This window comes from Nocardioides dilutus (assembly GCF_054779555.1).
Genome location: NZ_BAAGYA010000003.1, coordinates 651,628 through 676,749, shown reverse-complemented (window position 1 = coordinate 676,749; position 25,122 = coordinate 651,628). Strand labels below are relative to the sequence as shown.

The window sequence follows — 25,122 nt, the reverse complement described above, 5'->3', positions numbered from 1 at the left end:
GGGTTATGTCACAGCCAGCCCGACTTCTTGAAGAACACCAGGAGCCCCGCTGACGACAGCACCATCAGGAGCAGGGCGAACGGGTAGCCGAACACCCAGCCGAGCTCGGGCATGTCGTCGAAGTTCATGCCATAGACGCCGGCGATGAGGGTCGGCATCGCGACCAGGCCGATGCCTGCCGAGATCGTGCGCATGTCTTTGTTCTGCTGGACCGACACGCGGGCCAGGTGGGCGTCGAACGCCGTCGACAGCAGGCTGTCCAGGGTCTCGACCATGTCGGCGGTCTGGTTGAGGTGGTCGAGGACGTCGCGGAAGAACGGGCCCGACTCCTTCTCGATTCCGGGGACCCGGGCCTCGGCGAAGCGGCGCATCGGCTCACGCAGCGGCATCACCGCCCGGCGGACCTCGGCGATCTCGCGCTTGAGGGTGTAGATCCGGACCGAGTCGTTGGTCCGGGACGGGGAGAACACCGACTCCTCCACCTCGTCCACGTCGACCTCGAGCTCGTCGACGACCGCGACGTAGCCGTCCACCACGGTGTCGCAGACGGCGTAGACGACGGCCGAGGGTCCATGGGTGAGCACGCTCTCCCGTGACTCGAGGAACGCTCGTGCCGACTGGAGCTGCAGGCCCTGGCCGTGCCGCACGGTCACGACGAAGTCATGGCCCAGGAAGATGCTGATCTCGCCGGTCTCGACCGCGTCGGTCTCGTCGACGTACCAAAGCGTCTTCAGCACCAGGAACAGGCTGTCCTCGTAGTGCTCGAGCTTGGGGCGCTGATGGGCCTTGACGGCGTCCTCGACGGCCAGGTGGTGCAGGCCGAAGGACTTGGCCACGTCCGCCAGCTCGTCCGCGGTGGGCTGGTAGAGCCCCACCCAGACGAAGTCGCCCGGTTCGGTGGCATGGGCGCGCAGCGTGTCGTACTCGTGGGTCTGGCAGTCGACCTCGATCCGCTGCCCCTTGCGGTAGAGGGCGCCGTCGACGATCACACCAACGAGGGTAGGCCTCGCGGCGGGCCGCATCGCTACTGTTCGCGGCATGGCGACGGTGATCCTCGTGCGGCACGGCCGAACCACCGCCAACGTCTCGGGGGTGCTCGCCGGTCGCGCCTCAGGGGTCTCCCTCGACGACCTCGGACGGACCCAGGCCGCCGCCGTGGGGGAGCGGCTGGCCGCGGTGCCCCTGGTGGCCGTCGTGAGCAGCCCGCTCGACCGCTGCAAGCAGACGGCCGCGGCGATCGCCGGCGCCCAGCAGGGCAAGCCGGCCCGGCTGACCGACAAGGGGCTCACGGAGTGCGACTACGGCGAGTGGCAGGGCCGCGAGCTCAAGACCCTGGCCAAGGAGGCGCTGTGGAAGACCGTTCAGACACAGCCGTCGGCGGCGGTCTTCCCGGGCGGCGAGTCCATGACCGCGATGCAGGCGCGTGCGGTCACCGCCGTACGCCGTCGTGACGCCGCCTTCGAGCAGGAGCACGGACCCGGCGCGGTGTGGGTCGCGGTGAGCCACGGCGACGTCATCAAGTCCGTGCTGGCCGATGCCCTGGGCATGCACCTCGACCTGTTCCAGCGCCTCCACGTCGACCCGGCCTCGGTCTCCATCATCCGCTACACCTCGGCCCGCCCGTTCGTGCTGGCGAGCAACACCCACGCCGGGGACCTGGCCTGGTTGGCGCCCCGGAAGCGGGGGCGGGGGCGGGGATCGGCCCGGAGCGACGCGATGGTGGGCGGAGGCGCCGGTCCCTCCCCAGCAGCCTCATAGGGTGAGGACATGCCTCCGCTGATCCACGGCTTCGACCCGCCGGAGCGCTTCGTCACCGGCACCGTCGGCCCGCCCGGGCAACGCACCTTCTTCCTCCAGGCGCGCAGCGGCAGCCGCCTGGTCAGCGTGTCGCTGGAGAAGCAGCAGGTGGTTGCCCTGGCCGAGCGGGTGGACCAGCTGCTGGACGAGGTGATGAGCAGCCGCAGCACCGAGGGGATCGTCCCAGCGCTCGCACCGCTCGACCTGGAGGACTCCGAGCCGCTCGAGCAGCCGATCGAGGAGGAGTTCCGCGCCGGGACGATGACGCTCTCGTGGGACCCCGACGACGAGCGGGTCGTCATCGAGGTCTTCCCGTTCACCGAGGCGGCGGTCGTCTCGCCCGACCAGGTCGACGAGGACTTCGAGGAGCCGGAGCCCGAGGAGATCTTCCTGGTGCGCCTCGACGCCGGCAGCGCCCGGGCCTTCGTCAAGCGCGCGGAGCGGGTACTCGAGGCCGGCCGCCCCACGTGCCCCTTCTGCGGTGGCCCTATCGACCCGGACGGCCACCTGTGCGTGCGGGCCAACGGCTTCCGGCGCCGGGATCCCTAGACAGATGGCCCGCGCGGGCAGCCTCATGGAGGACGAGCTCGTCCTGCACGGGCGGATCATGCCGGCCTCCAACGCGACGTTCCTCGGAGAGATCGGGGACGTCCGAGTCGTCTACAAGCCGGTGTCGGGCGAGCGCCCCCTGTGGGACTTCCCGCACGGCACCCTGGCCGACCGGGAGGTAGCCGCCTACCTCGTCTCCGAGGCCATGGGCTGGGACGTCGTGCCCCGCACCTGGATCCGCGACGGGCCGCACGGCCGGGGCATGGTGCAGGTCTGGCAGGAGCCGGACCCGGACCAGGAGGCGGTCACCCTGGTGCCGCAGGGCCAGGTCCCCGAGGGGTGGCGGCTCGTCTTCGACGGCATCGACGGGCACGACCGGCCCATCTCGCTCGTCCACGAGGACACCGTGCCGCTGCGCCGGATGGCGGTGTTCGACGCGGTCGTCAACAATGCCGACCGCAAGGGCGGGCACGTCCTGGAGATGGCCGACGGGCACCGGTACGGCGTGGACCACGGCGTGTCACTGCACGCGGAGGCGAAGCTGCGCACCGTGCTGTGGGGCTGGGCGGGGGAGCCGCTCACCAACGACGAGGTGACCGTGGTCGCCGACCTGCGCGCCGCCGTTCTCGGCGAGCTGGGCGAGACCCTTTCCCAGCACCTGACGCCGCGCGAGGTCGACGCCCTGGCCCGCCGTTGCGCCAGACTGGCGGACCGCGGAGTCCTGCCGCAGCCGCGGGGGGACTATCCCGCCATCCCGTGGCCGCCGTTCTGACCTGTCCCTACTAGGCTCCCCGCATGCGTGCGTGGCCCTCTCCGGACGTCCCGGAGCTCACCGAGACCGGCCCACCCGTCGCTCTTCACGACACCGCGACCGGGACTTTGGTGACCACCGAGCCGGACGGTCCCGCGCGGATGTACGTCTGCGGCATCACGCCCTACGACGCCACCCACCTGGGCCACGCCGCGACCTACGTCGCCTTCGACCTCCTCAACCGGGCGTGGCGCAACGCCGGGCTCGAGGTCGTCTACGTCCAGAACGTCACCGACGTCGACGACCCGCTGCTGGAGCGGGCAGAGCGCGTGCACGTCGACTGGCGCGAGCTGGCCGAGCGCGAGACCGAGCTGTTCCGCCAGGACATGACCGCGCTGCGGGTGCTCGCACCCGACCACTACGTCGGCGCGGTCGAGTCGATCCCGCTGGTCATCGGCCTGGTGGAGCGGCTCCAGGCCGCCGGCACGGTCTACCGGGTCGACGACGACCTCTACTTCTCGGTCACCTCGGACCCGGCCTTCGGGGAGGAGTCGGGTCTCACCCGCGACGAGATGCTCGAGATCTACCCCGAACGCGGCGGCGACCCGGAGCGCCCCGGCAAGAAGGATCCCCTCGACTGTGTCGTCTGGCGCGGGCCTCGCGACGGTGAGCCGAGCTGGGACAGCCCGTTCGGCCCCGGACGGCCCGGGTGGCACATCGAGTGCACGGCCATCGCCCAGGAGCACCTCGGTGCCGCCTTCGACGTCCAGGCGGGCGGCAGCGACCTCGTCTTTCCCCACCACGAGATGTGCGCCGGGCACGCCCAGGTCGCGGACCCGTCGGCACCGTTCGCCAGGGTCTACTCGCACGCCGGGATGGTGGCCTACGACGGCGAGAAGATGTCGAAGTCGCTGGGCAACCTGGTCTTCGTGTCGGCGCTGCGCAACAGCGATGTCGACCCGATGGCGATCCGGCTGGTGCTGCTGCGCCACCACTACCGGTCGGACTGGGAGTGGCTCGACGCCGAGCTCTGGGATGCCGTCGACACCCTCGAGTCGTGGCGCCGCGCGCTGTCCCTGGGCGCCGGGGCTCCCGCGGGGCCGGTGGTGACCGAGGTGCTGGCCGCACTGGCCGACGACCTCGACGCCCCGCGCGCGGTCGCCGCCGTCCAGGCCTGGGTCGACGCGACCCTGGGCAGCACCGGCCACCTGGCCGAGACCTCGGATCCCGATGCCGCCCTGACGATGCACGCGCTGTTGGATGCGGCGCTAGGGCTGGCCCTCTAGTCCCTCGGTGGTCGAGAGGTCGCGCAGCGCGTAGGTCTGTGCCGGCTTCTCAGGCGAACCTGCCTCCCCCGCAACGCTTCACCCCACGACCTTGAGTGCTCCCCCGCTTCGCTCCTCCGCACACAAGCCCGCGGGGACCCCGAAGCCGCTCCTCCGTCAGTTTCACCCGAGAAGGCGGCAACGTGGTCGCGTTGGGCGTTCGCCTACGAGTTCAGCCTTCATCCTCTTTGCGCTTCAAGAACTTCTCGAACTCCCGGGCGATGGCCTCGCCGGACGCCTCGGGGAGGTCCGCGGTGTCGCGAGTCTCCTCAAGGGAGCGCACGTAGTCGGCGACGTCCTCGTCCTCCTCGGCGAGCTCGTCCACGCCGCGCTCCCAGGCGCGTGCGTCCTCCGGGAGCTCGCCGAGCGGGATGCTGCACTCGAGCAGGTCCTCGAGCTGGCCCAGCAGGGCGAGCGTGGCCTTGGGGCACGGCGGCTGGGCGACGTAGTGGGGGACCGCCGCCCAGTAGGACACCGCCGGGATGTCGAGACGAAGGCAGGCGTCCTGGAACACGCCGACGATGCCGGTGGGCCCCTCGTAGGTCGACTGCTCGAGCTTGAGCCGGTCGACGAGGTCCGGCTCGGAAGCGGTCCCGGTGACGGGGATCGGCCGGGTGTGGGGCGTGTCGGCCAGGAGAGCACCGAGGGTCACCACGAGGCTGCCGCCCAGGTCGTCGCAGGCCGCCAGCAGCTCGGCGCAGAAGAGCCGCCAGCGCATGTTGGGCTCGATGCCCCGGATGAGGATGACGTCCCGGTCGAGGTCCGGTGGGGAGGCCACCGCGATCTGGGTGCCGGGCCACTGGATCCTGCGGTGGCCGGACGCGTCGGTGCCGACGTAGGGACGGTTGACCTGGAAGTCGTAGAACTCGTCAGGGTCGATCGTGCCGACGACGCGCGCCGACCAGACGGTCATCAAGTGGTCGACCACCGAGGAGGCTGCATCCGCTGCGTCGTTCCACCCCTCGAACGCCGCGATCACCACAGGATCCACCAGGCCCGGCACGTCCTCGATCTCGATCACTCAGCAAGTCTAGGGAGAGGGCAGGTGGCGCCGAGGATTTAGATCGAGCGGCGGGCGAGTGTCACCATCTGGGAATCCTGTCCGTTCCTCGGACTGCCCGGAAATGATGATGCCTAGGCTCGATGGACGCAGGGGAAGGGGGGTCACCGTGAGCGAGTCGTTCAGGCCGGACGCGACCGAGGCGCTGACCGCGACCCTGCGCGAGCGGATCATGGTGATCGACGGTGCGATGGGCACCGCCATCCAACGGGACCGACCCTCTGAGGAGGGCTACCGCGGTGAACGGTTCGCCGACTGGCCGAGCGACCTCCAGGGCAACAACGACCTGCTCACGCTGACCCAGCCCGAGATCATCGCCGGCATCCACCGGGAATATCTCGAGGCCGGGGCCGACATCCTCGAGACCAACACGTTCAACGCCAACGCGGTGTCGCTGGCCGACTACGGCATGGAAGAGCTCGCCCACGAGCTCAACCTCGAGGCCGCCCGGCTCGCCCGGCGGGTCGCCGACGAGGTCTCGACGCCCGATCGACCGCGCTACGTCGCGGGCGCCCTCGGCCCGACCACCCGCACGGCGTCGATCTCGCCGGACGTCAACGACCCCGGCGCACGCAACGTCTCCTACGACCAGCTCGTCGCTGCGTACGCCGAGGCCACGCGCGGCCTGCTCGAGGGCGGTTCCGACCTGCTGTTCATCGAGACGATCTTCGACACCCTCAACGCCAAGGCGGCGATCTTCGCCGTCGAGAGCGTCTTCGAGGACTACGGCCGGCGCTGGCCGGTGATCGTCTCCGGCACCATCACCGACGCCTCCGGGCGCACCCTCTCCGGGCAGGTCACCGAGGCGTTCTGGGGCTCGGTGCGTCACGTCAACCCCCTCGCGGTCGGCCTCAACTGCGCGCTGGGCGCCAAGGAGATGCGGCCCTACATCGCGGAGATGTCCCGGATCGCCGACTCCTTCGTGTCCTGCTACCCCAACGCCGGCCTGCCCAACGCCTTCGGCGAGTACGACGAGGCGCCGGAGGAGACCGCGGCCTTCCTCGGCGAGTTCGCCGAGTCCGGCTTCGTCAACCTGGTCGGCGGCTGCTGCGGCACCACCCCCGACCACATCGCCGCCATCGCCGCCGCGGTCGAGGGCAAGGAGCGCCGGGAGCCGCGCGCCATCGAGCCCGCCATGCGCCTGGCCGGCCTGGAGCCGTTCACGATCACCGAGGACAGCCTCTTCGTGAACGTGGGGGAGCGGACCAACATCACCGGCTCGGCGAGGTTCCGCAACCTGATCAAGGACGGTGACTACGACGCCGCACTGACCGTCGCCGCGCAGCAGGTCGAGAACGGCGCGCAGGTCATCGACATCAACATGGACGAAGGGATGATCGACGGCGTCGCTGCGATGGACCGGTTCACCAAGCTGGTCGCGAGCGAGCCCGACATCAGTCGGGTGCCGGTGATGGTCGACTCCTCGAAGTGGGAGGTCATCGAGGCCGGGCTCAAGAACGTCCAAGGCAAGCCGATCGTCAACTCGATCTCGATGAAGGAGGGCGAGGAGAAGTTCCGCGAGCAGGCCCGGCTGTGCCGCAAGTACGGCGCGGCCGCCGTGGTGATGGCCTTCGACGAGGACGGCCAGGCCGACAACCTCGAGCGTCGCAAGGCGATCTGCGAGCGGGCCTACCGGATCCTGGTCGACGAGGTGGGGTTCCCGCCCGAGGACATCATCTTCGACCCCAACGTCTTCGCGGTCGCGACGGGCATCGAGGAGCACGCGTCCTACGGCCTGGACTTCATCGAGGCGACCCGCTGGATCAAGCAGAACCTGCCGGGCGCCAAGGTCTCCGGCGGCATCTCCAACGTGAGCTTCTCGTTCCGCGGCAACAACCCGGTGCGGGAGGCCATCCACGCGGTGTTCCTCTACCACGCGATCGAGGCCGGACTCGACATGGGCATCGTCAACGCCGGCGCCCTGGTGGTCTACGACCAGGTCGAGCCCGAGCTCCGCGAGCGGATCGAGGACGTCGTCCTCAACCGGCGGCCGGACGCCGCCGAGCGCCTGCTCGAGATCGCCGAGGCCCACAACAAGCAGGGCGAGGCCGTCGAGGCGGAGGCGGAGGAGTGGCGCGCTCTGCCCGTCGGCGAGCGGATCACGCATGCCCTGGTCAAGGGGATCGACGCCTACGCCGAGAGCGACACCGAGGAGCTGCGGCAGGAGATCGCCGCCCGCGGTGGCCGGCCAATCGAGGTGATCGAGGGGCCGTTGATGGACGGCATGAACGTCGTGGGCGACCTGTTCGGCGCCGGCAAGATGTTCCTCCCGCAGGTGGTCAAGTCGGCGCGCGTGATGAAGAAGGCCGTCGCCTACCTGATCCCGTTCATCGAGCAGGAGAAGCTCGACAACCCCGAGTACGCCACCGCCAAGGACACCAACGGCACCATCGTGATGGCCACGGTCAAGGGCGACGTCCATGACATCGGCAAGAACATCGTCGGCGTGGTCCTCCAGTGCAACAACTACGAGGTCGTCGACCTCGGGGTGATGGTGCCGACCCAGAAGATCCTCGACACCGCCCAGGAGATCGGCGCGGACGCCGTCGGCCTGTCGGGGCTCATCACGCCCTCGCTCGACGAGATGGTCGGCGTCGCCACGGAGATGCAGCGCCGAAGGTTCGAGATCCCGCTGATGATCGGCGGCGCCACGACGTCGCGCGCCCACACCGCGGTCAAGGTCGACGGGAAGTACGACGGTCCGGTCGTCTGGGTCAAGGACGCGTCCCGGTCAGTGCCGACCCTGGCCGCCCTGCTGAGCGACGCGCAGCGTCCGCAGCTGCTCGCCGATCTCAAGGCCGACTACGACTCGCTGCGCACCCGGCACGCCGGCAAGGGCGACCGCAAGCTGCTGACCTACGAGCAGGCCAAAGCGGCGGCGACGCCCATCGACTGGGAGGGCTACGTCCCTCCGTCCCCCAAGGCCCCCGGTGTCCACGTGCTCGACGACTACGACATCGGCGAGCTGCGCGAATACATCGACTGGCAGCCGTTCTTCAACGCCTGGGAGATGAAGGGGAAGTTCCCCGACATCCTCAACAACCCGACCAGCGGTGAGACCGCCCGAAAGCTCTACGACGACGCCCAGGCGATGCTCGACCGGATCGTGGCCGAGAAGTGGCTGGTCGCCACGGGGGTCTTCGGCATCTTCCCGGCGGCCGGGAGCGGCGACGACACCCTCGTCTACGCCGACGACGCCCGCACCGAGGTGGTGGCCACGCTGCACCACCTCCGTCAGCAGGGTGTCCACCGTGAGGGGGTGCCCAACAGGTCACTTGCCGACTTCATCGCTCCCCGCGAGACCGGGGCAGCGGACCACGTCGGTGGCTTCGCGGTCACGGCGGGGATCGGTCTCCCCGAGCGCGTCCAGGCGTTCAAGGACGAGCACGACGACTACAACGCCATCCTGCTCGAGTCCCTGGCCGACCGGCTCGCCGAAGCGTTCGCCGAGCGCCTGCACCAGCGGGTGCGCACCGAGTTCTGGGGCCACCAGGCCGACGAGTCACTGAGCAACGACGACCTGATCGCCGAGCGCTACACCGGCATCCGGCCGGCGCCCGGCTACCCCGCCTGCCCCGACCACACCGAGAAGCAGACTCTCTGGGAGCTCCTCGACGCCGAGGCGGCGGCGGGGATCACCCTCACCGAGTCGATGGCCATGTGGCCGGGCGCCTCGGTGTCGGGCTGGTACTTCAGCCACCCCGACTCGCAGTACTTCGTGGTCGGGCGGCTGGGTCGCGACCAGGTCGCCGACTACGCCGAGCGCAAGGGATGGACCCTGGCAGAGGCTGAGCGCTGGCTCTCGCCCAACCTGGGCTATGACCCGGATGACTGAGCCGGCTCCCGGCGGGACGCTCGCGTGAAGGCCGTCCTCTGGGACCTCGACGGCACGCTCGTGGACACCGAGCCCTACTGGATCGCCACCGAGTTCGCACTCGCCGAGCAACACGGCGCGACGTGGAGCCACGAGCACGCGCTCGAGCTCGTCGGCAACGACCTGCTGGCGTCCGGCCACTACATCCGCGAGGTCATGGGCCTGGAGATGAGCGCCGAGGAGGTCGTGGACTACCTCGTCGAGGGCGTCGTCTCACAGGTGGAGCACGCAGTGCCCTGGCGACCGGGAGCCGTCGAGCTGCTCGAGGGACTCCGCGCGGCCGAGATCCCGTGCGGTCTCGTCACGATGTCCTACCAGCGCCTGGTCGCCCCGATCCTCACTGGCCTGCCCCCCGAGACGTTCCGGGTGATCGTCACCGGCGACCAGGTCGAGCGCGGGAAGCCGCACCCCGAGCCCTACCTGACCGCGGCCGCCGCCCTCGGCCTGGCTCCGGCGGAGTGCGTGGCCATCGAGGACTCCAACACGGGGGCCACCTCGGCACAGGCCGCCGGCTGCCCGGTCCTGGTCGTCCAGAACCACGTCGAGGTCACCCCCGCCCGAGGCCGGACCTTCGCCGCCTCTCTCACCGGGGTCACCGTGGAATCTCTCGCCGGATTGGCCTGATCCCGCGAAGTTCCTCGCCGAATCGTTGCCGGATCGCGACCTGTCCGGAGCCGCTGGGCTCTGGCGACCCCGCTGCTGCGGGGTTAGGTTCCTGAGGGCAACTCGGCCTATCGGGAGGTACACACGTGTTTCGAGCACGACGGGCTCTGGCCCTGGCCGGCGTGAGCGGCCTGATCCTCACGCTCGCTGCCTGCGGCAGCGACGACGACGGTGACGGTGACGGCGGCGGCGGCGGCGGAGACGCCGGGGCCAGCGCGCCCTGGGTCCTCGGCACCACTGAGTCGGTGACCGCGATGGATCCCGCCGGGTCCTACGACTTCGGCTCCTGGAACGTGCAGTACCAGGTCTTCGAGCAGCTACTCACCATCCCCGCGGGCGCGGAGGAGCCGGTCAGCGACGCGGCAGAGTCCTGCGCCTACGACGACCCGCAGACGATCACCTGCACGCTCCGCGAGGGCCTGAAGTTCTCCAACGGCAACGACCTCACGTCGTCCGACGTCCTGTTCTCGCTGAAGCGCAACATCGAGATCGCGGACCCCAACGGCTCCTCGGTCCTCCTCTACAACATCAGCAACGGCGACGAGGAGGCCCCGGCCCTGGCCGACGGCGCCATCGAGACCCCCGACGACCTGACGGTGGTCTTCCACCTCAACGCGGCGGACACGACGTTCCTCAAGCTGCTGTCGACCGCCACCACGTCGATCGTGGACGAGGAGACGTTCCCCGCTGACGCGCTGATGGCCGACGACGCCATCATCGGCTCCGGGCCCTACATGCTCAGCCAGTACAAGGCCGGCGAGCAGGCGGTCTTCGAGGCCAACCCGGAGTACGACGGCCCGCGGACCCCGAAGGCCGACCAGGTCGCGGTGCAGTACTTCGCCGACCCGGCGCCGCTGAAGACCGCGATCGAGACCGGGCAGGTCGACATCGCCTGGCGCACGCTGAGCCCCACCGACATCAACGACCTCGAGCAGGGCGGCGAGGTCGAGGTGCTCCGTGGTGAAGGATCGGAGTTCCGCTACTGGGTCTGGCAGCTCAACAACGAGGTGGCCAAGGACAAGGCGGTCCGCCAGGCAGCCGCGCAGATCATCGACCGTGATGCGATCACGGCGAACGCCTACGACGGCACGACCGCGCCGTCCTACTCGATCGTGCCTCCGGGCTTCGGCGGGCAGAAGGACTCGTTCAAGGAGAAGTACGGCGCTCCTGACCCGGCGAAGGCCAAGGCGATCCTCGATGAGGCGGGCGTCAAGACCCCCGTGAGCATCACCCTCGGCTACACGCCTACGCACTACGGCCCCAACGCCGTGGACGAGGCCAACGAGTTCGCCGACCAGCTCACCTCGAGCGGCCTCTTCGAGGTCGAGCTCGCCGATGCCGAGTGGGAGGAGTACCAGACGCTCTACAAGGAGGGCGCCTACGACCTGTTCATCCTGGGCTGGTACCCCGACATCCTGGACGCGGACAACTACCTGACCCCGTTCATCCGTGACGGGGGCTTCTTCGCCAACGGCTACAGCAACGAGGAGGTCAACGCCCTGCTCGACTCCGAGCTGGCGGAGACCGACGAGGCAGCCCGCGAGGAGCAGATCGGCCAGCTCCAGGACATCGTGGCCGAGGATGTCCCGCTCATCCCCTCGTGGAACGGGCAGAACGTCGCGGTCACGACCGACCAGATCGAAGGCGTCCAGGAGACGCTGGACCCGACGTACATCTTCCGGTTCTGGGGGATCAGCAAGTCCGAGTGACGTGGGACCCCTCGGGGACCCACTCTGACGGCGGTGGGCGCCGGACCTGATAGACCAGGGTCCGGCGCCCACCCACAGACCCGACTCGGAACGGAGACGCGCTCTTGAGCTCCTCGTCAGGTTCCCTGGCCCGCTACATCGCGGTCCGGCTCCTGCTGGTCATACCGATGATCTGGGTGCTCCTGACCATCGTCTTCTTCCTGCTGCGGGTGGCGCCGGGAGACCCGGTGTCCGCGGCGGTGGGTGGCAAGCTGAGCGAGGAGGCCCTGGACACCCGGCGCGCCGCGCTCGGCCTCGACCGCCCCTTGGTGGTGCAGTACCTCGACTACCTCGGAGACGTCGCCCGCCTCGACTTCGGGGCCACGATCAGCGACAACCGACCGGTCCTCGACATCATCCGCGACCAAGGCGGCGCGACCCTGACGCTGACCCTCGGCGCCTTCCTCTTCGCGCTGCTCATCGGCCTGCCGCTGGGGCGGCTGGCCGGGCGTCGCCGGGACACCGCCCTCGACGCCGGGATCCGCGTATTCGGCGTCGTGAGCTACGCCGCGCCGATCTTCTGGGTCGGCATCATGCTCGTCCTGCTCGTGGTCAAGCTGTTCCCCGGCTGGCCGACCTATGACATCGCCAGCGTCACGACCAAGTTCACGACCGAGCCCGTCACCCATGTCCTGTTGATCGACACGATCCTGGCCGGTGACGGCGCGGCGGTGCAGGACGTCCTCAAGCACCACGTCCTGCCGTGTTTCGCACTCGGTCTGCTGTTGTCCGGCGTCATCATCCGGCTGGTCCGGGTCAACGTCATCCAGGCCATGCAGGGCGACTACGTCGAGGCCGCCCGGGCCCGCGGCATCCCCGAGCGACAGGTCGTGCGCCGGCACGCGTTCCGCAACGCGCTCGTCCCGGTCATCACGGTGATCGGCCTGCAGGTCGCGCTGACCCTGTCGGGTGCGATCCTCACCGAGCGCACGTTCAACTGGCCGGGCCTCGGCACTGAGCTGGTGCAGTACGTCACCGCGCGTGACTACGTCGCGGTGCAGGGCCTGGTGACCTTCTTCGCCCTGGTCGTCGTGATCGTGAGCCTGCTCGTCGACGTCCTCAACGCCCTGGTCGACCCGAGGGTGAGGTACTGAGGTGACGGGGAGGTGAGACACCGATGAGGCACTGGTTCAACACGATCTGGAACACGCGTGGCCTGGCCCGGTGGATCCTGGTCGCCGGGCTGGTCATCGTGGTCGCCTTCGTGGTGCTGGCGGCCCTGGCTCCGTGGGTCGCCCCCTACGAGTTCAACCAGTCCAAGGTCGACGGCACCAAGCTGCCGAAGCTCGCGCACCCGTCGGGCGAGCACTGGCTCGGGACCAACGACCAGTTCTACGACGTCTGGTCCAGGGTGATCTGGGGGGCCCGCACCGCACTGGAGGTCATCCTCCTCTCCGTCGCGTTCTCGATCTTCCTGGGCGTCCCGCTCGGGCTGGTGTCGGGGTTCGTCGGGGGCTGGGTCGACCGGGCCCTGGTCTTCGTCATGGACTCGCTCTACGCGCTGCCCTCGCTCCTGCTCGCCATCGTGTTCTCGTTCCTCCTGCGCGGGCCGCTCGGCGGCGGCGTCGTCGCGGCCGCGCTGTCGCTGACGTGCATCTACATCCCGCAGTACTTCCGCGTCGTGCGCAACACGACGGTCTCGACCAAGGAGGCCGTCTATGTCGAGGCCGCGCGCGCGATCGGCGCCCCGCCGCGGACGATCATGCGCAAGTACCTCTTCGGCAACGTCGTCCAGTCCGTGCCCGTGATCGGGACCCTCAACGCCGCCGACGCGCTGAGCACCCTGGCCGCACTCGGCTTTCTCGGCTTCGGCATCCAGCCCACGGAGGCGTCCGAGTGGGGCTACGACCTCAGCCGGGCGCTGGACGACGCGCAGGCCGGCACGTGGTGGCCGGCCCTGTTCCCGGGACTCGCGATCATCCTGCTGATCACCGGTCTGACGCTGGTCGGTGAGGGGCTCAACGAGACCCTCAACCCGGCGCTGCGCCGGCGGCGGCTGATCCCGGTGCGGATGCCCTCGCTCGCGGTCACCGACCACGCGGGGGCGCTGCCCACGATGGGCGGACGGGGAGGGCAGCGGCCGTGAGGACCGACGACGTGGTGATCTCCGCCCGCGACCTGCGGGTCTGGTACGGCACGGCCGGCCTGCCCGTGCGGGCGGTCGACGGCGTGAGCTTCGAGATCCGGGCGGGGGAGATCCTGGGCCTGGTCGGGGAGTCCGGCTGCGGCAAGTCCACCCTGGGGCGTGGCCTGCTCGGCCTGCTCCCCGAGGGCGCGGCCCGGGACGGTCAGCTGTTCTTCCGGGACCGCGACATGCTCCGCCTGAAGCGGCGTGAGCAGCACGCCCTCCGTGGCCGCGAGCTGGGCCTGATCTTCCAGGAGCCGCTGACCCGGCTCAACCCGCTGATGCGGATCTCCGAGCACTTCTCGGAGACGTTGAGGACGCACCACCGGGGGATCGGCAAGGACGAGATCGAGGCCCGGTCGCTCGAGGCGCTCCGGGTGATGGGCATCCCGCCCACCCGGTTCCGGGCCTATCCCCACGAGTTCTCGGGTGGGATGCGACAGCGGCTGATGATCGCCCTCACCCTGGTGCTACGACCCTCGTTCGTCGTCGCCGACGAGCCGACGACCGCGCTGGATGTGCTGGTCGAGGCACAGATCATCAGGATGCTGCACGACCTCCGCGACACCTACGAGACATCGCTGCTGCTGATCACCCACAACCTCGGGATCATCGCCGAGGCCTGCGACCGGGTCGCGGTGATGTACGCCGGGCGGATCGTCGAGATCGGCGACGCCCACACCGTGTTCCGGTCGCCGCAGCACCCCTACACCCGCGAGCTGCTGCGCTCGACGATCTCGCTCTCCACGACCGGCCTCAACTACATCGAGGGTGCGCCCCCGGATCTGAGCGACCCGCCCCCGGGCTGCCGGTTCCACCCGCGGTGCCCCGACGCCATGCAGGTGTGCGAGCGCCAGGCGCCCGGACCGAAGGAGATGCCGGGGGGCAGCCGGGTGGAGTGCTGGGCCGCCGATCTCGCCCACGGCCTGGTGCGGCTCACCGAGGACGAGCGCATTCCCTTGGCCAAGGAGGTGATCTCGGTTGCCGACGAAGCCTGAGAGCCAGACACGCACCGCCGCCGACGCAGTCGTCGAGGCCCACGACCTCGAGGTGCACTTCGCCCTCCAGGGCAGCGCCCTGGCGCGGCTGCTCGGCCGTCGGGGCCGCACGGTCAAGGCGATCGACGGGGTCAACGTCGCCCTCCGCCGGGGCGAGGTGCTCGGCCTGGTGGGGGAGTCCGGCAGCGGGAAGACGACCCTGGGGCGCGCCATCCTCGGCCTGGTGCCGGCCACAGCGGGGAGCATCACCTACCACGGCCGGGACCGCGGGGACGTCGTCGTCTCCGAGCTCGGCGGGCGGGACCTCCGGGCCCTGCGCACCAGCATGCAGATGGTCTTCCAGGACCCCGGCGCGGCGCTCAACCCCGGGATGACCATCGAAGAGGCGATCGGGCACCCGCTCGTCATCCACCGCAAGCTGAAGGGAGCCGAGCTGCGGGCCCAGGTCTGCGAGGCGCTGGAGCGGGTCGGGCTCTCCCCGGTCGAGCGCTACCTCACGAAGTACCCCGCCGACCTCTCCGGCGGCCAGAAGCAACGGGCCGTCATCGCCCGCGCGATCATCCTCGAGCCCGAGGTCCTGATCGCCGACGAGCCGGTGTCGATGCTGGACATGAGCGTCCGCGCCAAGATCCTGCAGCTGATGCTCGACCTCAAGGCCCAGCTCGACCTCAGCTACGTCTACATCACCCACGACCTCGCCAGTGCGAAATACATCTGCGACCGGATCGCGATCATGTACCTCGGCCGGATCGTGGAGATCGGGCCGAGCGACGAGATCTTCGCCAACCCCCGCCACCCCTACACCAAGGCGCTGCTGAAGGCGATCCCCGAGCCGGACCCTGACCGGATGGTGCCTCGTGACCTGCCCCGGGGGGAGATCCCCGACGCCGCCGTGCCACCGCTCGGCTGCTCGTTCCACCCCCGGTGCCCGGTCGCGGTCCAGGAGTGCGGCTGGGAGTCGCGGGACCTGCGCACGCTGTTGGAGGAGCACTGGACCCGCAACCCGGGCGCGACCTACGACGTCGAGCGCGACATGGTCGGTGACCTCGACAAGCTCGACAAGCCGGAGCTGTCGGCCCACCTGGGCGTCAAGGACAGCCAGGGCACCCTGGCCCTGCTCAACCGGATCCGTGCCGAGAACCCCGAGGAGCCCTTCTGGCGCGGCGTCGCCGGGATCGAGGAGGACGGGAGCGGGGTGCGGCTCGAGTTCCACCCGCCGCACGACCCGGCCCTGCGGCCCGTCGGTGGGGTCGAGGTGGCGTGCGTGCTCTATCCGGACGAGCGCGAGAAGAGCTGACGCAGCCGGGCCTTGAGACGTGCCCAGCGTGACGCCGGGGTCCGCGGCCGCCGGGGCGGGAGCGGCGGCGGGGTGCCGCCGAAGACTGGGCACAACGCGTGGTGGGCGCACCAGTCGCAGTTGCGGCCGGGGCTCGGCTGGTAGTCCCCGGTCTCCCGGGCCGCCTGGATCGCCGCCCAGATCGCCTGGATCTTGCGCTCGGTCGCGACCAGGTCGGCCTCGTCGGGCTCGCAAGAGACGATCTGGCCGTCGCCGAGGTAGACGAGCCGGATGACGCTCGGGATCACGCCCCTGGTGCGCCAGATCATGAGCCCGTAGAACCGGAGCTGGAACAGTGCCCTGGCCTCGAAGCCCTCGGCGACGGCGTTCCCGGTCTTGTAGTCACTGATCCGCACGGCACCGTCGGGCGCCACGTCGATCCGGTCGATGATGCCGCGCAGCATCAGGCCGGAGTCGAGCAGACACTCGACGAGCGCCTCCCGCTCGGCGGGCTCGAGACGGGTCGGGTCCTCCAGCTCGAACCAACGATCCACGGCCTCCTGCGCGGACCGCAGCCAGGCGCTCTCGTCCAGGCCGTCCAGGATCCCTGCCGCTCGGGGCTCCTCGGCCTGCAGGGCCGCCCAGGTGGGCTCGAGCATCGCGTGCGCGGTCTCCCTGGTCCGCTGGGCGGCGGGGAGGTCGAAGACGTCCTCGAGGACCTTGTGCACCAGCGTCCCGCGCACGGCGTCGGGCGAGGAGGGCTCGGGCAGCCGGTCGACGGTGCGGAACCGGAACATCAGCGCGCAGCTCAGGAAGTCCGCGGCGCGGCTGGGCGACAGCGAGCCCACGACCCGTGGACTCGCGGCCCCGCTGACGCCGCCGGTCATGCGGCGAGCGTAGGGGGCAGCGCCGACGGTGGGAGGTCGACGTAGATTGGACACGTGTCCGAGCCCGCGTCGTCCCCCACGCCGCGACCGCCGGGCACCTTCCGGATCGGCACCCTCGCCGGCGCCGATGTCCTGGTGTCGTCCACCTGGTTCGTCATCGCGGGGCTGATCGCGATCCTCGTCGCCCCGCGGATCGAGCAGGTTCAGCCCGACCTCGGAGCCTTCAAGTACGTCGCGGGCCTGGCGTTCGCGGTGATCCTCTATCTGTCCGTGCTCCTGCACGAGGCCTCGCACGCCTACATGGCCCGCCACTACGGCTACCGGGTCACCTCGATCACCCTGCACTTCCTGGGCGGCATGACCGCGATCGACTCCGAGGCCCGGAGGCCGAGACAGGAGTTCTGGATCGCGGTCGTCGGGCCGTTCACGTCGCTCGTCGTGGGCGCCGGGGCGGTCGGGCTCTGGTTCGTGACGCCGGACGGCCTGCTCCTGGTGGCGGTCGAGGGACTCGCCGGGGCCAACCTGCTGGTCGGCGCGCTCAACCTGGTCCCAGGGCTGCCCCTGGACGGCGGCCGGGTGCTCAAGGCGGCCGTCTGGGGAGCGACCGGCGACCCCCACCGGGGATCGATCGTCGCGGGCTGGACCGGCCGGGGCGTGGCGGGTCTGGTGCTGTTCTGGCCCGTCGCCCAGGAGCGTCTGCTCGGCGAGCCCCCGGACGTCGTGGACTACATCCTGGCGTTCGTCATTGCGATGTTCCTGTGGACCGGGGCGACCGCGGCGATCAACGCCGCCCGGGTGCGCCGGCGGTTCCCCGTCCTGGTCGCCCGCAGCCTGGCGCGCCGCACCCTCGCCGTTCCGGGTGATCTCCCGCTCGCCGAGGCCGTACGCCGTGCCCAGGACGCCGAGGCGGGGGGCATCGTCACCGTCACCAGCGGCGGCGCGCCCGTCGGTGTGGTCAACGAGGCGGCCCTGCTGGCGACCCCCGTCGACCGTCGGCCGTGGGTCGCCACCTCCACCGTGGCCCGGGAGCTGGCGGACGGGCTACGGCTGCCTGCCGACATCTCAGGTGAGGCGCTGGTGCGCGCGATCACCACGACGCCCGCTACCGAGTACCTCCTGGTCGAGCCGGACGGGTCGATCTACGGCGTGCTGACCACCGCTGACGTGGACCGGGCGTTCCGTGAGGCCGGGCGACCCTGAGCCTGGATCCGGGCTGAGCAGCGGTCGGGCCGACTAGGGTTCCGCAGGTGTCCGATGAGCCCGAGGTTTCGCAGCACGCCTGGTCCGGAGTCCAGCGTGGCCCGCTCCGTGAAGGCGAGTGGGTCCGGCTGGTGGACCAGAAGGGCCGCCGCCACAACTTCGCGCTCGAGGCGGGCAAGAGGTTCTTCTCCAACCGCGGTCATCTGGAGCACGACGAGCTGATCGGGCGGGAGGAGGGCTTCACGGTGACCTCGTCGGCCGGCGGCGACTATTTGGTGTTCCGGCCGCTGTTGAGCGAGTTCGTGGTGTCGATGCCGCGTGGTGCTGCGGTGGTCTACCCCAAGGACGCTGCGCAGATCGTCGCGATGGCCGACATCTTCCCGGGTGCCCACGTGGTGGAGGCCGGGGTCGGCTCCGGCGCGCTGACCTGTTCGTTGCTCCGGGCGGTCGGCCCCGAGGGCCGGGTGTCGTCCTACGAGCTGCGCGAGGAGTTCGCCGAGGTGGCCCGCGCCAACGTGACCCAGTTCTTCGGCGTCAAGGACGGGCAGAGCCACCCGGCCTGGCACCTCACGCTGGGTGACCTGGCCGAGGCGCTGCCGGCCTCGGGGGAGCGGTGCGACCGGATCATCCTCGACATGGTCAACCCCTGGGCGTGCGTGGACGCCGCGGCGGACGCCCTCCGTCCCGGCGGCATCATCTGCGCCTACGTCGCCACCACGACCCAGCTCTCGCTCTTCGTCGAGACGGTCCGCGTGCACGGTGGCTTCACCGAGCCGCACGCCTGGGAGTCGCTGGTGCGGGACTGGCACGTCGAAGGCCTCGCGGTGCGCCCCACCCACTCGATGATCGGGCACACCGCCTTCCTGGTCACCGCGCGGCGGATGGCGCCGGGAGAGCGTCCGCCGGTCAAGAAGCGACGGCCGGCCCCTGGTGCCTACGGCCCCGACTACACGGGTCCGCGTCCGCCCGGAGTGCCCGAGCAACCCCCGCACGACACTGCTGAGGATCCGGCCACCGCTGCGAAACCGTGACCAACACCGCCCGGTATGCGCTTTTCTGGGTGGTGAACGCAGGTAGGGTCGCAAACACAGGAGGTGACACCTATGCCGACATCGGACAGTCGTTCCAACGGGGACCTGAGTCCCGAGGAGCTGGCCAGCCAGGTGCGTTTCCTGGAGGCCGAGGTCTCCGACCTCCGGCGTCGGCTCTCCGACGCGCCGACCGGCTCCCGCGGACTGGAGCTCCGCCTCGCCGACGCGCAGCGCTCCCTGGCCGCGGTGACGTCGCAGAACGAGCGCCTCGCCCAGACTCTGCGTGAGGCCCGCGACCAGATCATGAAGCTGAAGGAGGAGGTCGACCGGCTCGCCCAGCCGCCGGCCGGGTTCGGCACCTTCCTGACCCGCAACGACGACGACTCCGTCGATGTGTTCACCGGTGGCCGCAAGCTCCGGGTCAACGTCAGCCCCTCGGTCGACATCGAGTCCCTGCGCCGCGGCCAGGAGGTCATGCTCAACGAGGCCCTCAACGTGGTCGCCGCCTTCGACTTCGAAGAGGTCGGCGAGGTCGTGATGTTCAAGGAGCTGCTCGCCGACGGCGAGCGTGCCCTGGTGATCGCGAGCGCCGACGAGGAGCGGGTGGTCCGCCTCGCCGAGCCACTGCGCAACGAGACCATCCGAGCCGGCGACTCGCTGCTGCTCGACTCGCGGGCCGGCTACGTCTACGAGAAGGTCCCGAAGTCCGAGGTCGAGGAGCTGGTCCTCGAGGAGGTCCCGGACATCGCCTACGAGTCGATCGGTGGGCTCGCGGGCCAGATCGAGCAGATCCGGGACGCTGTCGAGCTGCCCTACCTCCACCCCGAGCTCTTCAAGGAACACCAGCTGAAGCCGCCCAAGGGTGTGCTGCTCTATGGCCCGCCCGGCTGTGGCAAGACGCTGATCGCCAAGGCGGTCGCCAACTCGCTGGCCAAGAAGGTCAGCGAGAAGACCGGCCAGGAGGGGAAGTCCTACTTCCTCAACATCAAGGGCCCAGAGCTGCTCAACAAGTACGTCGGCGAGACCGAGCGCCACATCCGGCTGGTGTTCCAGCGCGCCCGCGAGAAGGCGAGCATGGGCACCCCCGTGATCGTGTTCTTCGACGAGATGGACTCGCTGTTCCGAACCCGCGGCTCCGGGGTGTCCTCCGACGTGGAGAACACCATCGTCCCCCAGCTGCTCAGTGAGATCGACGGCGTCGAGCTCCTCGAGAACGTCCTGGTGATCGGTGCCTCCAACCGCGAGGACATGATCGACCCGGCGATCCTCCGACCCGGGCGCCTCGACGTGAAGATCAAGATCGAGCGTCCGGACGCCGAGTCCGCCCGCGACATCTTCAGCAAGTACCTCCTCACCTCGCTGCCGCTGCACGCCGACGACATCGCCGAGTTCGGCGGTGACCGTGACGCTTGTGTCGCCGGGATGATCCAGGCGACCGTCGAGCGGATGTACACCGAGACCGAGGAGAACAGGTTCCTCGAGGTCACCTACGCCAACGGTGACAAGGAGGTCCTCTACTTCAAGGACTTCAACTCCGGCGCGATGATCCAGAACATCGTCGACCGGGCCAAGAAGATGGCTATCAAGGACTTCCTCGACCACGACCAGCGCGGCCTGCGCGTGTCACACCTGCTCCAGGCCTGCGTGGACGAGTTCAAGGAGAACGAGGACCTCCCCAACACCACCAACCCCGACGACTGGGCGCGGATCTCGGGCAAGAAGGGCGAGCGGATCGTGTTCATCCGCACCCTCATCACGGGCAAGTCCGGCACCGAGCCGGGCCGGTCCATCGACACCGTCGCCAACACCGGCCAGTACCTCTAGGGGCTCCACGCGTGCTACCGGGCCGTTGCGGGTACCGGTCCGGCATGCGAACCGTACTCATCATCCTGGCCGTCATCGGCGTCATCGCCCTCGTCCTCATGCTCATGCGCGGACGGGGTCGCAGCAGGATCTGAGGCGGTCGCCACACGCCCATCCGGCCCTGCCCGGCGAGGCGCCCCGCGTAGTCTCGTGCCATGAGCGTGCGCCGGGTGATGGGCACCGAGGTCGAGTACGGCATCTCGGTGGTCGGTCAGCCGACGGCTAACCCGATGGTGGCCTCCTCGCAGGTGGTCAACGCCTACGCCTCGGCCACGCTCAAGGCCCGACGGGCGCGCTGGGACTTCGAGGAGGAGTCGCCACTGCGCGACGCCCGCGGCTTCGACATGTCCCGCCAGGTCGCTGACCCGAGCCAGCTCACCGACGAAGACATGGGCCTGGCCAACGTCATCCTGACCAACGGGGCGCGGCTCTACGTCGACCACGCACACCCGGAATACTCCACACCCGAGGTCACCACCCCGCTCGACATCGTGCGCTGGGACAAGGCGGGGGAGCAGGTGATGCTCGACGCCGCACGCCGGGCCAGCCAGCTGCCGGGTGGAGCGCCGATCGTGCTCTACAAGAACAACACCGACAACAAGGGCGCGTCCTACGGCGCCCACGAGAACTACCTGATGCGGCGCTCGACGCCGTTCGCCGACATCGTCCGGCACCTCACCCCGTTCTTCGTCAGCCGGCAGGTCGTGACCGGGGCCGGCCGGGTCGGGATCGGCCAGGACGGCCGCGACGACGGGTTCCAGATCAGCCAGCGCGCCGACTTCTTCGAGGTCGAGGTCGGCCTGGAGACCACGCTGAAGCGGCCGATCATCAACACCCGCGACGAGCCGCACGCGGACCCGGAGAAGTACCGACGGCTGCACGTCATCATCGGCGATGCCAACCTGTCCGAGGTCTCCACCTACCTCAAGGTCGGCACCACCGCGCTGGTGCTGTCGATGATCGAGGACCGGTTCCTCGGCGCGCCGCTCACCGTGGATGGGCCGGTGTCGGCACTGCGCGCCGTGTCGCACGACCCGACGCTCAAGCAGACCGTCACGATGGCCGACGGACGTGTGCTGACGGCCGTGCAGCTCCAGCTGGAATACCTCGACCTCGCGAAGAAGTACGTCGAGGACAGGTACGGCGCGGACGCCGACGCGCAGACCGTCGACGTGCTGGCGCGCTGGGAGTCCGTGCTGGACCGGCTGGAGCGAGACCCGATGCTGTGCGCCTCGGAGCTCGACTGGGTGGCCAAGCTGAAGCTCCTCGAGCAGTACCGGCAGCGCGACGGCCTGGACTGGGGCGACGCCAAGCTCGAGCTGATCGACTACCAGTACTCCGACATCCGCCCGGAGAAGGGCCTCTACCACCGGCTCGTCGCGGCCGGCCGGATCGAGCGACTGCTCGCCGACGCGGAGGTCGACGCCGCGATGCACGAGCCGCCGGAGGACACCCGGGCCTACTTCCGGGGCCGCTGCCTCTCCAAGTTCGCCGGCGCGGTCGCCGCAGCCTCATGGGACTCGGTGATCTTCGACCTGCCCGGCCGCGAGTCCCTCCAGCGCGTGCCCACCATCGACCCCCTGCGCGGCAGCAAGGCGCACGTCGGAGACCTGCTCGACCGCTCCGAGACCGCTGAGGCCCTGGTCGCGGAGCTGACGAGGTAGCTCCGAGGAACGAGGAGCAACCGCGTCGATGCTGGTCGAGCAGCGACTGCGACCGAGGGACGAGGTCGCAACGGAGCGTGACGAGACCTCCGCAAGGTTCGCTGGGACCTAGCCCAGGTCGTTCGGGTTGGCAGCGCCCGGTTTCGGTGGGTCTCGACCCGCCCGTCGGGACCTCGTTCCTCGGTCCCGGGGCTTGCTCGACCTCCCGAGACACGTCGAGTGCTCCTGCGTCCCACTCGACTAGTCTCGTGACATGGCCCAGGAGCAGAAGCAGCCGCGCAAGTCCACGGAGGCGGAGGAGACGACCGAAGAGGTCGTCGAGACCGACGTCGCGGAGCGCAAGGAGGCGCTCGACGACGACATCGACGCGATCCTCGACGAGATCGACGACGTGCTCGAGACCAACGCCGAGGACTTCGTCAAGTCGTTCATCCAGAAGGGCGGCGAGTGATCGCGCCCCACGGCGACAGCCGTCTCCCGGCTGCCTATCTCCAGCCGGGCACGTCCTCCTTCGCCGACTTCCTGGCCGGGCAGGCGCCAGACCTGCTTCCCGCCCGCCGTGGCCTTCCGGGTGGTGACGCCTCCGACCTGGCGCCCCACGGCACCACGATCGTGGCCGCCACCTTCCCCGGCGGGGTCGTGATGGCCGGCGACCGCCGGGCCACCATGGGCAACATCATCGCCCAGCGGGACATCCAGAAGGTCTTCCCGGCCGACGAGTTCTCCGCCGTCGGGATCGCCGGCGCAGCAGGACTCGCGGTGGAGCTGGTCCGGCTCTTCCAGACCGAGCTCGAGCACTACGAGAAGATCGAGGGCATCACGCTCTCGATGGACGGCAAGGCCAACCGTCTCGCCGCACTCATCCGCGGCAACCTGGGGATGGCGATGCAGGGCCTCGCCGTGGTCCCGCTCTTCGCCGGCTACGACCTCGAGGCCGGCCAGGGCCGGATCTTCAGCTACGACGTGACCGGCGGGCGCTACGAGGAGACCGCCTTCCACTCGGTCGGCTCCGGCTCGATGTTCGCCCGCGGGGCGCTCAAGAAGCTCTACCGCGACGACCTCGACGTCGAAGGCTGCATCACAGCGGTCATCCAGGCGCTCTACGACGCCGCCGACGACGACTCCGCCACCGGCGGACCGGACCTGGCCCGCCGGATCTTCCCGGTCATCCAGGTGATCACGGTCGAAGGCGGGCGCCGGGTGCCCGACGCCGACGTCGCCGCCCTGGCCGACCGCGTGATCGCCGGCCGGATGACCCGCCCCGACGGGCCCGCCTCCGAGCTGACCGGCGGGGGTGACGACGCATGAGCATGCCGTTCTACGTCTCGCCCGAGCAGCTGATGAAGGACCGGGCGGACTTCGCGCGCAAGGGCATCTCCCGGGGGCGTTCGGTGGTCGCGGTGCAGTACGCCGACGGCGTGCTGTTCGCCAGTGAGAACCCGTCCCAAGCCCTCCACAAGGTCTCCGAGATCTACGACCGCATCGCGTTCGCCGCGGTCGGCCGCTACAACGAGTTCGAGAACCTCCGGATCGCCGGCGTCCGGCTCGCGGACATGCGTGGCTACGCCTACGACCGCCGCGACGTCACCGGTCGCGGACTGGCCAACGCCTACGCACAGACCCTCGGCACGATCTTCTCCAGCGGCGGTGAGAAGCCCTACGAGGTCGAGCTCTTCGTGGCCGAGATCGGCGACGCGCCCGGCGACGACCAGATCTACCGGCTCACCTACGACGGACAGGTGGCCGACGAGCACCGCTACGCCGTCATGGGCGGCGCGGCCGACGTCGTCGCGGGCTACCTCGCCGAGCACTACCAGGAAGGGTCCGCCCTGGCCGAGGCCGTCGCCCTGGCGGTCGCCGCCCTGGGTCACACCACCGACGAGCGCGGCGAGCCGCAGGACCGGGTGATCCCGGTCAAGGATCTCGAGGTGGCCGTCCTGGACCGCACCCGCGCCCAGCCACGCAAGTTCGCCCGGATCGGCCCCTACCGGCTCGAGGCACTCCTCGGCGACCGTGGCCCGTCCTCGCCGGCACCGGCCGGTGACATGGCACCGGCGGCCGAACCGGACGCCCATGCGCCAGGTGCGGCCTCGACAGACGGCACCCCCGACGACCCCACGGACCCGACCGACCAGGTCAGCGGCGACGTGCCGCCTCTCCAGGACCCGGTCGCACCTCCGCCGGTGTCACCGCCTCCCACCGACGCTGAGCAGGAGCCTGGCGGCGGTCCGCCGGACTGAGCGCCGGGCGGGTCCGTCCCAGGCCTCCGAGGTCCTTCTTCCCTGGCGGAGCACCGCCACCTCGGCCGAGC

21 protein-coding genes are annotated in these 25,122 nt (G+C 70.0%); 18 read left to right on the top strand and 3 right to left on the bottom strand.

What is annotated here, in order from left to right; translation table 11 throughout:
* Positions 1–8: 8 nt before the first annotated feature.
* Positions 9–989 (bottom strand): magnesium/cobalt transporter CorA, encoded by a 981-nt coding sequence (gene corA, locus ACYVC6_RS18945; protein ID WP_460716012.1) that lies wholly within the window; start codon positions 987–989, stop codon positions 9–11.
* Between the two features lie 49 nt (positions 990–1,038).
* On the opposite strand from corA, the gene ACYVC6_RS18940 reads away from it, so the two are divergent.
* Genes ACYVC6_RS18940 through mshC form a run of 4 tightly spaced genes read left to right on the top strand, consistent with a single transcriptional unit; the run spans position 1,039 to position 4,383 of the window.
* Positions 1,039–1,758, top strand: a complete 720-nt coding sequence (locus tag ACYVC6_RS18940; RefSeq protein WP_460716011.1) for a histidine phosphatase family protein — start codon at positions 1,039–1,041, stop codon at positions 1,756–1,758.
* A gap of 9 nt (positions 1,759–1,767) precedes the next feature.
* On the top strand, positions 1,768–2,346 hold the full coding sequence (locus ACYVC6_RS18935) for a DUF3090 domain-containing protein (protein WP_460716010.1): 579 nt from the start codon (positions 1,768–1,770) through the stop codon (positions 2,344–2,346).
* A 4-nt stretch (positions 2,347–2,350) separates the two neighbouring features.
* The gene (locus ACYVC6_RS18930; protein WP_460716009.1) at positions 2,351–3,118 is read left to right on the top strand and encodes an SCO1664 family protein; all 768 of its coding nucleotides are present in this window, start codon (positions 2,351–2,353) and stop codon (positions 3,116–3,118) included.
* 23 nt (positions 3,119–3,141) lie between these two features.
* Positions 3,142–4,383, top strand: a complete 1,242-nt coding sequence (gene mshC / locus ACYVC6_RS18925; protein ID WP_460716008.1) for a cysteine--1-D-myo-inosityl 2-amino-2-deoxy-alpha-D-glucopyranoside ligase — start codon at positions 3,142–3,144, stop codon at positions 4,381–4,383.
* A gap of 211 nt (positions 4,384–4,594) precedes the next feature.
* Here the strand turns inward: mshC and ACYVC6_RS18920 are convergent, their stop codons facing one another.
* Positions 4,595–5,443, bottom strand: coding sequence for a PAC2 family protein (locus tag ACYVC6_RS18920; RefSeq protein WP_460716007.1), 849 nt, complete (start codon positions 5,441–5,443; stop codon positions 4,595–4,597).
* A 148-nt stretch (positions 5,444–5,591) separates the two neighbouring features.
* On the opposite strand from ACYVC6_RS18920, the gene metH reads away from it, so the two are divergent.
* The 7 genes from metH to ACYVC6_RS18885 all read left to right on the top strand — a co-directional run bounded on the left by metH (position 5,592) and on the right by ACYVC6_RS18885 (position 16,187).
* Positions 5,592–9,317, top strand: a complete 3,726-nt coding sequence (metH, locus tag ACYVC6_RS18915; protein ID WP_460716006.1) for a methionine synthase — start codon at positions 5,592–5,594, stop codon at positions 9,315–9,317.
* Positions 9,318–9,341: 24 nt separating this feature from the next.
* The gene (locus ACYVC6_RS18910; protein WP_460716005.1) at positions 9,342–9,980 is read left to right on the top strand and encodes an HAD family hydrolase; all 639 of its coding nucleotides are present in this window, start codon (positions 9,342–9,344) and stop codon (positions 9,978–9,980) included.
* A 125-nt stretch (positions 9,981–10,105) separates the two neighbouring features.
* The gene (locus ACYVC6_RS18905; protein ID WP_460716004.1) at positions 10,106–11,728 is read left to right on the top strand and encodes an ABC transporter substrate-binding protein; all 1,623 of its coding nucleotides are present in this window, start codon (positions 10,106–10,108) and stop codon (positions 11,726–11,728) included.
* Positions 11,729–11,832: 104 nt separating this feature from the next.
* Positions 11,833–12,861, top strand: a complete 1,029-nt coding sequence (locus tag ACYVC6_RS18900) for an ABC transporter permease (protein WP_460716003.1) — start codon at positions 11,833–11,835, stop codon at positions 12,859–12,861.
* Between the two features lie 23 nt (positions 12,862–12,884).
* Complete coding sequence (locus ACYVC6_RS18895; protein WP_460716002.1) at positions 12,885–13,853, top strand: ABC transporter permease; 969 nt, start codon at positions 12,885–12,887, stop codon at positions 13,851–13,853.
* Complete coding sequence (locus ACYVC6_RS18890) at positions 13,850–14,890, top strand: ABC transporter ATP-binding protein (protein ID WP_460716001.1); 1,041 nt, start codon at positions 13,850–13,852, stop codon at positions 14,888–14,890. The genes ACYVC6_RS18895 and ACYVC6_RS18890 overlap by 4 nt, the downstream gene beginning before the upstream one ends.
* Positions 14,874–16,187 (top strand): ABC transporter ATP-binding protein, encoded by a 1,314-nt coding sequence (locus tag ACYVC6_RS18885; RefSeq protein ID WP_460716000.1) that lies wholly within the window; start codon positions 14,874–14,876, stop codon positions 16,185–16,187. The genes ACYVC6_RS18890 and ACYVC6_RS18885 overlap by 17 nt, the downstream gene beginning before the upstream one ends.
* Here the strand turns inward: ACYVC6_RS18885 and ACYVC6_RS18880 are convergent.
* Entirely contained in the window at positions 16,160–17,053 is an 894-nt protein-coding gene (locus tag ACYVC6_RS18880) for a RecB family exonuclease (protein WP_460715999.1), read from the bottom strand. The two genes, ACYVC6_RS18885 and ACYVC6_RS18880, sit on opposite strands and share 28 nt — an antisense overlap.
* Before the next feature lie 54 nt (positions 17,054–17,107).
* Here ACYVC6_RS18880 and ACYVC6_RS18875 point away from each other — a divergent pair, with 54 nt between their 5' ends.
* The 7 genes from ACYVC6_RS18875 (at position 17,108) to prcA (ending at position 25,051) form a co-directional block, all read left to right on the top strand.
* The gene (locus ACYVC6_RS18875; protein WP_460715998.1) at positions 17,108–18,253 is read left to right on the top strand and encodes a M50 family metallopeptidase; all 1,146 of its coding nucleotides are present in this window, start codon (positions 17,108–17,110) and stop codon (positions 18,251–18,253) included.
* A gap of 47 nt (positions 18,254–18,300) precedes the next feature.
* The gene (locus tag ACYVC6_RS18870) at positions 18,301–19,284 is read left to right on the top strand and encodes a tRNA (adenine-N1)-methyltransferase (RefSeq protein ID WP_460715997.1); all 984 of its coding nucleotides are present in this window, start codon (positions 18,301–18,303) and stop codon (positions 19,282–19,284) included.
* 72 nt (positions 19,285–19,356) lie between these two features.
* Positions 19,357–21,108, top strand: a complete 1,752-nt coding sequence (arc, locus tag ACYVC6_RS18865) for a proteasome ATPase (RefSeq protein ID WP_460715996.1) — start codon at positions 19,357–19,359, stop codon at positions 21,106–21,108.
* A 194-nt stretch (positions 21,109–21,302) separates the two neighbouring features.
* Positions 21,303–22,811: a depupylase/deamidase Dop gene (dop, locus tag ACYVC6_RS18860; RefSeq protein ID WP_460715995.1), complete on the top strand. Its 1,509-nt coding sequence runs from the start codon at positions 21,303–21,305 to the stop codon at positions 22,809–22,811.
* 253 nt (positions 22,812–23,064) lie between these two features.
* Positions 23,065–23,262: a ubiquitin-like protein Pup gene (locus ACYVC6_RS18855; RefSeq protein ID WP_460715994.1), complete on the top strand. Its 198-nt coding sequence runs from the start codon at positions 23,065–23,067 to the stop codon at positions 23,260–23,262.
* On the top strand, positions 23,262–24,119 hold the full coding sequence (gene prcB, locus ACYVC6_RS18850; RefSeq protein WP_460716518.1) for a proteasome subunit beta: 858 nt from the start codon (positions 23,262–23,264) through the stop codon (positions 24,117–24,119). Before ACYVC6_RS18855 ends, prcB begins: the two co-directional genes overlap by 1 nt.
* Positions 24,116–25,051 (top strand): proteasome subunit alpha, encoded by a 936-nt coding sequence (prcA, locus tag ACYVC6_RS18845; protein ID WP_460715993.1) that lies wholly within the window; start codon positions 24,116–24,118, stop codon positions 25,049–25,051. The genes prcB and prcA overlap by 4 nt, the downstream gene beginning before the upstream one ends.
* Positions 25,052–25,122 lie beyond the last annotated feature (71 nt).

What these genes read in the sequence shown, in the direction of transcription:
- ACYVC6_RS18940 (WP_460716011.1), top strand. Translation starts at nt 1,039, where the DNA reads ATGGCGACGGTGATCCTCGTGCGGCACGGCCGAACCACCGCCAACGTC.
- ACYVC6_RS18935 (WP_460716010.1), top strand. Translation starts at nt 1,768, where the DNA reads ATGCCTCCGCTGATCCACGGCTTCGACCCGCCGGAGCGCTTCGTCACC.
- ACYVC6_RS18930 (WP_460716009.1), top strand. Translation starts at nt 2,351, where the DNA reads ATGGCCCGCGCGGGCAGCCTCATGGAGGACGAGCTCGTCCTGCACGGG.
- mshC (WP_460716008.1), top strand. Translation starts at nt 3,142, where the DNA reads ATGCGTGCGTGGCCCTCTCCGGACGTCCCGGAGCTCACCGAGACCGGC.
- ACYVC6_RS18895 (WP_460716002.1), top strand. Translation starts at nt 12,885, where the DNA reads ATGAGGCACTGGTTCAACACGATCTGGAACACGCGTGGCCTGGCCCGG.
- ACYVC6_RS18880 (WP_460715999.1), bottom strand. Translation starts at nt 17,053, where the DNA reads ATGACCGGCGGCGTCAGCGGGGCCGCGAGTCCACGGGTCGTGGGCTCG.
- arc (WP_460715996.1), top strand. Translation starts at nt 19,357, where the DNA reads ATGCCGACATCGGACAGTCGTTCCAACGGGGACCTGAGTCCCGAGGAG.
- dop (WP_460715995.1), top strand. Translation starts at nt 21,303, where the DNA reads ATGAGCGTGCGCCGGGTGATGGGCACCGAGGTCGAGTACGGCATCTCG.
- ACYVC6_RS18855 (WP_460715994.1), top strand. Translation starts at nt 23,065, where the DNA reads ATGGCCCAGGAGCAGAAGCAGCCGCGCAAGTCCACGGAGGCGGAGGAG.
- prcA (WP_460715993.1), top strand. Translation starts at nt 24,116, where the DNA reads ATGAGCATGCCGTTCTACGTCTCGCCCGAGCAGCTGATGAAGGACCGG.